Origin of the sequence: Celeribacter persicus, assembly GCF_003050785.1 — a bacterium.
Lineage (GTDB): Bacteria > Pseudomonadota > Alphaproteobacteria > Rhodobacterales > Rhodobacteraceae > Celeribacter > Celeribacter persicus.
Genome location: NZ_QAOH01000042.1, coordinates 1 through 9691 on the forward strand (window position 1 = coordinate 1; position 9691 = coordinate 9691).

The following is a 9691-nucleotide window of genomic DNA, read 5'->3' on the forward strand; positions in this document are numbered from 1 at the left end:
CGCTAGCAGGGACAGCCGGCTCACCTGATCGAGGGAAGCCAGGTAGTCCCAGAGAGCGACATCGTCGCCGAGCGGCAAGTCGGCCTCCCACTCCGCGTGGCGATCGTCGACCAGCTTGGCCACCACGCTGTCCTTCAGATCGCTCGCCTGCGCCGACATGTAGACGTGACGCACCGAAGCCTCGAGGCAGCTGCCGGCCGAACTGGACGTCCGGAAGGTGTCATTGACGAGCTTCAGGAGCAGCAGGGTGAGTGCTGTGTCAGGGGAGCGCCCGACAGCTTCGCGCAGTGCCAATGTACGGTGGGCCGTCAGCTCCATGACCAGCCGCTCGGGCAAGGGCTTCAACGCACCATCGTCCTCGTCGTCGGGCACGTTGACGCCAAGCGCTTGACCAGCAGAGGTGATCACCGTGCCGTGGCCGACACCATCCGTGCTGCTCGCAGCTGAAAGCTCAGCGCCCTGCCCGTCTGCCGCCTTTTCACCGCTGTCGACATCTGCCCGTGGCTCATCCTCAGGCCGGACGAAGCCGCGATAGACTGCAAGCTCGCCATAGCGATCAAGCGTCACGAAAGCCCCCGCCCGTGCGATCTCCTCCGCGTCGAAAATCAGCGGTCGGGCCTCGAGTTTCTCCATCGCGACTTCCAACTCACCAAGACGCGTGTCGATCTCTTCGGGGAATTCATCCTGGCCCTCGTATTCCTCTTCGAGCGCTCGGTATTCGGCAAGCAGCTTGGCATGGGCCGCGCCTTCGTCATCCGTCATCGGCGCCGGGTCTCCGCTCAGTCGCCGCAAACCGTGGCTGTAGCCATAGGGCAGATCGAGCGAGACCTCGATCCATTTCCAACCCTCGGTCGCGATCGCTTCGGCTTCAGCCTGAAGCTTCTCGCTGACGAGACGATCCAGCAGGGCAGGGTCTTCCAGCCAGCCGCCGTCATCGCCCTGGAAGAGGTCGTGCAACATGGTGCCGCCAGCAACCTCATAGGCCTCGACGCCGACGAAGACGGCACGACGGTCAGAGGCGCGCACCGAGGTTTCGGTCAGCATCCGCCGGATCTGATAGGGCTCTTTGTTCCAGGACGACCGGATCGCCTCCCAGACTTGAACCTGGCGCTCATGATCCGGATTGACGGTGAAGGCCATCAGCTGCTCCAGCGTCATTTCATCCTCGCCATAGAGCTCGAGCAGGGCAGGGGCCACGGCAGCGAGTTTCAGGCGCTGTTTGACCACCTGCGGCGTGACGAAGAAAGCGGCCGCGATCTCTTCATCGCCCTGACCCTTCTCCCGAAGCGCCACGAAGGCGCGGAACTGATCGAGTGGATGCAAGGCAGCGCGCTGCATGTTCTCAGCGAGCGAGTCGTCTTCGGCGAGGATCGCAGAATTGGCATCCCGCACGATGCAGGGAATGGGCGTCGTCTTGGCCAAGCGTTTCTGCTTCACCAGGAGAGACAGTGCCTGGAAGCGCCGACCGCCAGCGGGGATTTCGAACTTGCCGGTCTCGGACCCATCATCAGCCAGAACGGGCCGGACGCTCAGGCTTTGCAGCAACCCGCGGCGAGCGATGTCTTCGGCAAGTTCCTCGACCGAGATGCCGGCCTTGATGCGCCGGACGTTGGACTGGCTCAGCACGAGCTTGTCGAAGGGAATGTCCCGGGACGGGGACAGGGTGACTTTCTGGGCAGATTTCGCCATCAGATCTTCTCCACGACGGGCGCCGGAAGCCACTCTCCCGATCTCACTTCCCGTCACCCCTCAAACCAACAACCCTTTCCCTCTCTTATTCTGACGCTCCCGAGGCAGGACCTTAACAGCTGTTAAGTCGTCAGTTCCTAGGTGGCGGAACAGTACGCAGTCTCTCAACCTTAACAGCTGTTAAGTCGTCAGTTCCTAGGTGGCGGAACAGTACGCAGTCTCTCAACCTTAACAGCTGTTAAGCTGCAGATCGTCGCCCAATCAACGCCATGACCATCGGCCCACAGGAAAACTCACCGGCCGCAGCTTTGGCAGTTAGAGCTCGCAAGTATCCACCTGGCGATCTGATGTCTTCAAAGCGTTCCAGCATGGAAGCAACGACGATCGACGCCTGCTCCGGACCCATGAACCGCTGCGCTTCTTCCCATGCAGACGCACTGATCCCCATGGCTGGTCGCACATGGCATGCCGCATCGAAAAGCTGGTGCCAATGCCGGATTTCGCCTTGGTAGAAGGTCTTGAGCGAGGGACATGCCGCGATCACCAGGTGCAGTGGGATCTTTGGTAGGTGTCTTGTGTCCTGTTCATCGACGTCAGCCACAGGCTCATCCCTGTCCACATCAGGCACGCCGGCCGCCGCCCCGCTTTTTTCTAAAGCAGGTTCAAGATCTATAGATTCTTTATTTGAATTATGATGGTGACGCTCAGATCGGGCATCATTGGTGTTCATTTCTTCTGTTTCAGGACCATCAATGATGTTGCGTGCCTGGTCGAGGAGAGCTTCAAGATCGGCTCGATAGGCCGCGAGGTCCTCAATTGAAAGCTTGCGGCGAAGCGCACGCGCTGTGAGGGCGGCAGTGTCACGAAGCTGATCCCAGAGGCCAAGGCCAGGCTGCATCTCGTCTCCGAACTCTGCGAGGGCCGCGAGATCACGCCGCATGAGGCTTACAACCTCTCTCAGACGCCTGACGCGCTCCTCAGCCTCACGTACGGCCTCTGCGGCCCGTGCTATCTCCTCGGACTGGCAGTAGAGCGGGGAAAGATCGAAGCCAAAGGCGACGCGCTCTTCGCCGTGCTTGCGGACGTAGCGCTTTCCATTGGGGCTATCACGCCGCTGGAGCAAACCAGCCTCGACAAGACGCGCGAGGTGACGACGCATAGTGGAGCAGGGCATACCATTCAGGCGCTCACAGATCGCCTTGTTCGAGGGGAAGACTACCATCTCGGCGTTCCCGCCAAGTGCATCGTCTGGAAAGAAGCTGAGGAGCCCCTGCAAAACAGTCAAATCACGTTCTGACACGCCAAAGGCTGCTTGCGCCTTGGAGAGCTCGCGCAGGAGTTCCCACTTGTTGACGGGTCTGCCCGGAACAGATGCCTCGGGTCGCTCGATCACGCGCAGATGGGCGTGCGAGATCGGCCGCATAAACGGCGAAATCGGTGTGTACTCCATGAAAACGTTCACGAAGGCAAAATTTCTGCGGCCCGCGAATCGCTTTGCGCTTGCGGGGTAGGGGCCAGAACGCTACATTCAGAAGTGCGAAAACTGAGATTTTGTAGCGGGCTGATCCCGGTGCGAAACCTTACAAAGGTCTCGTGAAGCTAGCTTCTCGGGGCCTTTTTCTTTTTGCCTGTATCGTGCCTCCTTCTTGTTGGTTGCTCTTCCTCAGTCTCCTGAACGCTTCCAGCGCTCATGAAGCTCGGCAATCAGCTTTGGGGCATTGCCCTCCAACCAGCTGATAAAATCAGGTTCATCCGTAGTCAGATCGAGTTTAAGCTGCTTGCCTTGGCGGCCGGTTTTGACCGTCGCAGCTCCGACACCGGGGATCGCCAAAGCAGGCACGCCCTTTCTAGACGGGTTTGCTTTCTTCTCTGGGCTCTTCGCAGCTGCCAGAACTGCGAGAAACGCACGCTCAGAAACCTCATCGACCGAGCCGGAACTTTCGGACTTGGCTGCATGAGCTACGGCTTGCAGTTGGTCTCGATCACCGTCGTAGGCACCCAAGGCCTTTTTGAGCTCTTCCCATCTCGGGCGACCAATCCCGGGAGCCGCACCAATTGCCTGGATGAGTTCCTCGCCGACCGTCCGAACGACACTCAAGAGTTGTGAAACCCCAGCTTCGTGGAGGTTAAGGACTTCGGCGACACCTCGATTGGTGCGCTCAGCCCCTTCCAAATGGTCACCGTCCAGAAGCGCCGTCGCAACAAGCGCACGTTCAATAAAGCTCAGATCACGACGCTCTTGGTTCTCGAGAAGCTGATCTCGAAGCGCTTGATCACCATCAACTTCCGTGACGATGGCTCGAACTTTGATACCGAGTTCGCGACATGCTTCCAGGCGTCTGCGGCCATAGATCAGGTTGTAGCGATCGCCTTCCAGTGGGCGGACCAAGACAGGCACACGCTGACCGTTCTTGGAGATTGAGTTCTTCAGGCCCTCAACTTCAATCTGAAGCCTGTCATCCAATCGTCCTTCGGTAACAATCTGCGCCGGATCGATCTCAAATACACCGCCACGCAGTCGGCGCCCTTCAAGAGCGTCAGGAGCGTTGCGAAGGGTCTGCAGAGGCAGGCCAAGTTTAGGCTTTCTTGCCATTCCGCCCCCATGTGTTCTGGATGATTTCAGCGATCTCATCGTTCACTGCGTTCATGGCTTCGATCGCACGATCAAACGTCTGACGCGTGAAGTCCTTCTTGTCAGCTTCGTAGAGCGTTTGCTTGGTCAAGCCGGCATCAGAAATTGCGGTCGATTCAACCATGTGATTGGTCAGGACCGACCTCCCGAACAGTCCGCGAATGAAAGCGATGACTTCGGTTTGTGGCGCGTCGCCGACTTTGTATCGCGTTGGCAAAAAGCGCAGCCAATCGAAGCGCAGATTTGCGCCTGCATCCCTGATCACTCCCAGGAGATCCGCGGTCATTCGCAGGAATTGGGACATCGACATGAGGTCAAGCATCTGCGGGTGAACCGTCACGAGGACACCCGAGGACGCGGAAAGTGCTGACATCGTCAAGAAACCAAGCTGCGGCGGGCAGTCGATCACAACAACGTCGTAGTTCGCTTCAACACTATCGAGTGCGTCATGAACTCTCGCGAAGAACGCTTTCGCTCCGCCTCGCTGGATAGCAGCAGGCGTCTCGTGCTCGAACTCCATGAGTTCAAGGTTGCCCGGGATAAGATCAAGGCCGCGGATGTAGGTCTTGCGGATCACTTCGGCGATCGGAACCGGATCGTCATAGCGAACGGCATCATAGAGGGTTCCGCCCTCCATAAGGTCGAGTTCTGGCTGGATTCCGTGAAGAGCCGAAAGAGATGCTTGGGGGTCGAGATCGATCGCAAGAACCCTGTACCCCTTGAGCGCCAAGCGCTGAGCGAGGTGAGCAGACGTCGTCGTTTTGCCGGACCCGCCCTTGAAGTTCACCACTGAAACAACTTGAAGCTCGTCACCGTCGCGACGCCCAGGCACGTAAGTTCCAGACTTTTTTGCGTTTCCTTCAAGCGTCTGCCGGATTTCCCAGATATCGTCGAGCGTATAGCGACGATGACTTCCAGCCGTCGTCTCAACGTCAACGATCTTTCCTTCTCGATGAAGCTTCCGAAGATAGGTATGGTCGACGCCAAGGAGTTCAGCAGCTTCGCCGCTAGTCAAAGTGCGCATCACCTTCTTTGCATCCGGCGGGAAGTGTGCGGCGCGCTGAGCATGCAGGTTCGACGCGAGAAGTTCCGCGTAGTGCCCGATGGCGATGTCTAGATCCTGCTCTACTTCGCTCATATCTGCCCCGATCCGTGGGCGCGTTTTTTATGTGACCGCGCGTTATTTTTCGAGACTATTGCCCGACCAACCAGATTCGTGCAAGCACTTTCTAGATTTAGTGGCAATCGGTTAGGCCAACACAAGTGTGATCCTCAGAGGAGCCCCAGCTTTTCAGCACGCTCCAACAGCAATCTGACTGAGGAAGGCTGCCAGCTGGTTCGACCGCGAGGGGTGCGCTCACGCATGGATTCGAGTCGGTCGCAGATTGCCTGCAAGGTGATCTCGGGGTCAGCACCTTTGATTGCGGCGACAATCGCAGGCAGGCGATCGTCGGTTTCGCGACGTCCAGCGCGTCCAAGCACTTCAGCGGGCAGGAATCCGTCCCCCACGTATGCCTTCACGGCGCGGAGCAAACGGCTTTGGGTCCAGTGGCGGTCGTGGGGCAGGGGAGCATTGATGATACGCAGCACGTCTTCCCAGGCCATATCCGGCCGCAGGCGGCGTACATGGGGCACCCAATCCTGCGCTGTCTCGTGCAAGCGCTCCATGTAGCCGTCCTGTCGTGCCAACCGCACCTTGCGCAGCGCTTCAGGGTCCTTGGCGCGAAGACCTGGGTTGCCGCCGACGCGGCCCTTTGAGCGTGCCGAGGCAAGTCCGGCTTTGGTACGCTCGCGGATCAGAGCGCGTTCGAACTCAGCCGCAGCGCCCAGAACCTGCAACGTGAACTTGCCCTGGGGCGAGGCAGTGTCAATCGGGTCCTGGAGCGAGCGGAAGAACGCCCCCTTGCCCTCCAGTCTTTCGATCACCTCAAGCAAGTGCGACAAAGACCGCGCAAGCCGGTCGATCCGCACGACGACCAGCGTGTCGCCCTTGCCAATCCGCTCCAGCACACGTGCAAGCACGGGCCGCGCGCGATTGCCGCCCGAGGCGTGCTCTTCAAAGATCTCGGCGCATCCCGCAGACTGCAGTGCCTCAGACTGGGGCAGGGGGGTCTGATCCTCGGTGGAGACGCGCGCATAGCCAATCAGGGGCATGAAACCGGGCCGTTTGCAATTTAATATATCGCTAATAAACGACCGTTTGTAAACGAATGCAAGTAGGCGTTCTCTCGTCGCGCTCGTCCAAAAACCCTTGGTTACCTTGCGCTGAGCGCGATCTGAGAGGTTCCACCGGCAGTCGCGCGCGCATACTATATAAAGAGCGAAGGCAACCGCCACAAAATCACTTGGGTAATGTGCAAAAGGATAGTATTTTGCACATATGAAAACCCAAGCATCAGCTTTAACTGATGATTTCAATGACCCCCTCATCACCATCGAGGAGGATGAAGAGGCTCACGAAGAGGATCTCTGGTTTCTGCCGGGACCACTCGAAGAAGAACCGGATGATTTGCCTCCCGGGCCACGGGCAGAACCGCCCGACACTGCTGTCATAGAAGATTGGGCAAAGGCAGAAGGCGTTCACGCTGCGCGACTCGCACGGGTTGCTGGACGCCTGGGTGCTCTGGATGACCGGCTGCTGCGCGGCCCTGAAGGCTGGCGGCACCGCCTCGCACTGATCGAGGCGGCAGACCTCAGCTGGTTCGCAGGGGATAGGGTCAGTGCTGATCGTCTGGCCCTTTGGGTATCGATGCGGGTGTCAGGCGCACAGGATGACCCAAATGCGCTGGCAGGAGTTGGATGGGCTGTTCGGCGCCTGACAGGCGGTCCCGGACCGAAAGCTGACTTGGCCGCCTTCCTGGATCGCCGCGATCCCGAGAACACAGAAGATTGCGCTGAGCGTTTCGAAGATCGCGCGGGCGGATGGTTGGACGTAATGGCTGCAGCAGCCGAGCTCCACCCAATCACGCGGGCTTGCATGGGCTTTCATCTCTGGAACCTGGCCGGCCTCGGACAGCACGGTGACCAGATGGAAGCCGCCGTCACCGCGTCCAGGATCGCGGCCAGCGATGGAAGCGGCGCCATCTTCGCACCGCTCGCCATGGGCGGGGCAGGGGGGCTCCGTGTTAGTGGCCCGCCGGTCGATCGCCTCGCTCGCTGGCTTGAGGGAATGGCGACGTCGTGCCTGACTGCGATGCGTTACCTAGATGACATTGAGTCTTGGTTTGTGCGGGCAGAAACCGAAATGTCGCCGCTCTCGGGTAAGACCCCTCCGGCGCTGCTCGCCACACTTACGGAATGGCCACTCGTTTCTGCGCCAATGGCCGAGGCCATTACAGGCGCCAGTCGAACTGCCGTTCAGCGCAACCTTGCTTGGATGGAAGCGCGAGGGCTAATCCGTGAGGTAACGAGACAAGGGCGCTATCGGATGTGGTGCACCGCGAACTGAATGCTGCTGATGGGATTTCCGAATTCCTTGACGCACTTCTGTCCTCCATAGACCTATGCCCAGAAGGTGAGATGATCGGCAATCTCTGCAGCTATGCGCTGAGACGGCGCAGCCGCTTGTCGATCTCAGCCACGGGCAGGAAGACAGCATCATCCGCGCGCCAGACCTGCAGCGCGGAGATGAGAAGCTCGACCTCGCAGACACCGGCCGCGTGCAGTTCGTCAATGATCCAGAGTACGCCATGAACGCGCACGGCGCGGGCGGTGGCCACCTTGCGCAGCAGGTTGTCGCCGGTCAGGAGGATACCGTTCTCCTGGCAGGTTGTCGTCACGAGGGCGAAGCAGTCGTTGGCCGACAAGCGGCTATGTTCCCGCTTCAGTGCGAAAACCCGCGCGACCTCTTCGCCCGGCAGATCATAGGTGGCAAGGCCACCATCTTCGAGCATCCGCCATTCCTGCGCCGTGAAGTCGAGGAGCTCCTCCTCACGGATGGGCAGGGGCACGATGAACCGATAGGGCAGCCGCAGCAGGACGTGCAGCAACTCTCCCTTCTTCAGGTCGATCAGGCAGGACGCATCATTGACGACGATACAGGTCACTGGTCACGCGGCCCCCTGATGTCACGTTCGACAACGCTCAAAGGGAGCCCGAGCATCTGGGCAGCGCGAACAGGCGAAATCAACTCCTCGCCGAGCGCGCGCCAAACGAGGCGCTCGAAGCGTTGCGGCTTCTCGAAGGCCGCGAAACCCTCACCGGGACCGATAGGCTCCGGCTCTTCGCGCCGCCAGCTTCGCGCATAGGTCTTGAACGCATATTCCACAGCGCTCTTCGACAGAATGCCCACTTGGCCGAGCCGCACGAGCATCGCGGCGGCAGAGACTCCGTAGGTGCGCTTGAGCCGCATGATCTCTATCCAGGTCATGCCGTGCCGGTTCCGGCCAGCTTCCTCTTCCAGATGCTCGCGCGGGATAAGAAACGCCCCCGCGAAGCGGTGCATGGACGGCTCCTTTTTCAGCGCGACATTGCCGGTCTCGATGATGATCCGATGCGCGAGCTCATGGGCGAGGTTGAAGCGCTTGCGCTCGACGTTGGTGTGCCGCGAGACGACGATCACCTCAGTCGGTGCACCTTCCGCCCGCTCAACATGACAAGCCAGCCCGTTGATGCGCTCAGGTAGATCGGCCTCGATGACCTTGAGCCCCTTGTCTTCGAGCAGGGCGGTCATGCTTGGGATGGGGTCGATCCCGAGCTTCCACTCGCGCCGCACGTCCCGCGCTTTGGCGTCGATGGCCTCTTCATCGGCTACCATGTCCACGCGCAGCGCGGCGAACGGGTCTTCAGCCGGATGCAGGTCGAGGATGTCCTCGATGGCGAGATAGTCTTCGAGCTTCTCGATCACGATGGCTTCCGCCATCGCGCGATCCTGCGCCGAGGCAGTCGAGTTCTTCCGCCACTCGACGCTTTCCAGAGCTTCGACCTGGCCACCGACAAGAAAATCCAGCGACACGCCGAGCGCCTTTCCGAGGCCGACCAACACCGACGAGGACGGCATCATCTTGTCCGCTTCGTATTTGCTGATGGCCTGCGCCGACACGCTTGGGGTCACGCGGTCGGCGAGAGCTTGCATGGATAGGCCAGCCCGCTTGCGGGCAAGCCTGAGCCTTTGTCCGAACATGGTCCTCTCCCGGCGGTTGTTGTTTTGGTTGATAAGCGCCATTTCCTAATCTATATTTAAACACAAGGTTGGCAGAATCGTCAACCGAAATCGACATATTGTCGCGTAGCCCTTAATTGTGAGATGAGAGATTCAACGAAATCAACGGCTGTGCTTTGCCCTTAAATATGAGATTTTGCCTTTAATTCCGATATTTTTGCCCTTAAACTTGAGACAGGGTTCGCAGACATGTGCAGCAAATATCGATG

Annotated in this window: 8 protein-coding genes; 1 reads left to right on the forward strand and 7 read right to left on the reverse strand. The window is 59.4% G+C overall.

Annotated features, from left to right (window positions below; all coding sequences use genetic code 11):
* From C8N42_RS20280 to C8N42_RS20300, 5 genes are all read right to left on the reverse strand, one after another.
* On the reverse strand, nt 1-1689 hold a 1689-nt coding region (locus C8N42_RS20280; RefSeq protein WP_107818235.1), incomplete at its 3' end, for a ParB/RepB/Spo0J family partition protein.
* A 238-nt stretch (nt 1690-1927) separates the two neighbouring features.
* Nucleotides 1928-3139, reverse strand: a complete 1212-nt coding sequence (gene repC, locus C8N42_RS20285) for a plasmid replication protein RepC (RefSeq protein ID WP_107818236.1) — start codon at nt 3137-3139, stop codon at nt 1928-1930.
* 213 nt (nt 3140-3352) lie between these two features.
* Nucleotides 3353-4282, reverse strand: coding sequence for a plasmid partitioning protein RepB (gene repB, locus C8N42_RS20290; RefSeq protein WP_107818237.1), 930 nt, complete (start codon nt 4280-4282; stop codon nt 3353-3355).
* A complete protein-coding gene (repA, locus tag C8N42_RS20295; protein WP_107818238.1) occupies nt 4266-5459 on the reverse strand; it encodes a plasmid partitioning protein RepA in 1194 nt (397 codons plus the stop codon). The genes repB and repA overlap by 17 nt, the downstream gene beginning before the upstream one ends.
* Nucleotides 5460-5593: 134 nt before the next feature.
* The gene (locus C8N42_RS20300; protein WP_107818239.1) at nt 5594-6475 is read right to left on the reverse strand and encodes a recombinase family protein; all 882 of its coding nucleotides are present in this window, start codon (nt 6473-6475) and stop codon (nt 5594-5596) included.
* A 226-nt stretch (nt 6476-6701) separates the two neighbouring features.
* On the opposite strand from C8N42_RS20300, the gene C8N42_RS20305 reads away from it, so the two are divergent.
* Nucleotides 6702-7769 (forward strand): hypothetical protein, encoded by a 1068-nt coding sequence (locus C8N42_RS20305; RefSeq protein WP_107818240.1) that lies wholly within the window; start codon nt 6702-6704, stop codon nt 7767-7769.
* A gap of 91 nt (nt 7770-7860) precedes the next feature.
* Here the strand turns inward: C8N42_RS20305 and C8N42_RS20310 are convergent, their stop codons facing one another.
* Nucleotides 7861-8367, reverse strand: a complete 507-nt coding sequence (locus C8N42_RS20310; protein WP_028095402.1) for a PIN domain-containing protein — start codon at nt 8365-8367, stop codon at nt 7861-7863.
* On the reverse strand, nt 8364-9443 hold the full coding sequence (locus tag C8N42_RS20315) for a helix-turn-helix domain-containing protein (RefSeq protein ID WP_245890320.1): 1080 nt from the start codon (nt 9441-9443) through the stop codon (nt 8364-8366). The genes C8N42_RS20310 and C8N42_RS20315 overlap by 4 nt, the downstream gene beginning before the upstream one ends.
* Nucleotides 9444-9691 lie beyond the last annotated feature (248 nt).

Bases quoted from the DNA above. Each gene is read 5' to 3' on its own strand.
- repC (WP_107818236.1), bottom strand. From the start codon at position 3,139: ATGGAGTACACACCGATTTCGCCGTTTATGCGGCCGATCTCGCACGCC.
- repB (WP_107818237.1), bottom strand. From the start codon at position 4,282: ATGGCAAGAAAGCCTAAACTTGGCCTGCCTCTGCAGACCCTTCGCAAC.
- repA (WP_107818238.1), bottom strand. From the start codon at position 5,459: ATGAGCGAAGTAGAGCAGGATCTAGACATCGCCATCGGGCACTACGCG.
- C8N42_RS20300 (WP_107818239.1), bottom strand. From the start codon at position 6,475: ATGCCCCTGATTGGCTATGCGCGCGTCTCCACCGAGGATCAGACCCCC.
- C8N42_RS20305 (WP_107818240.1), top strand. From the start codon at position 6,702: ATGAAAACCCAAGCATCAGCTTTAACTGATGATTTCAATGACCCCCTC.
- C8N42_RS20315 (WP_245890320.1), bottom strand. From the start codon at position 9,443: ATGTTCGGACAAAGGCTCAGGCTTGCCCGCAAGCGGGCTGGCCTATCC.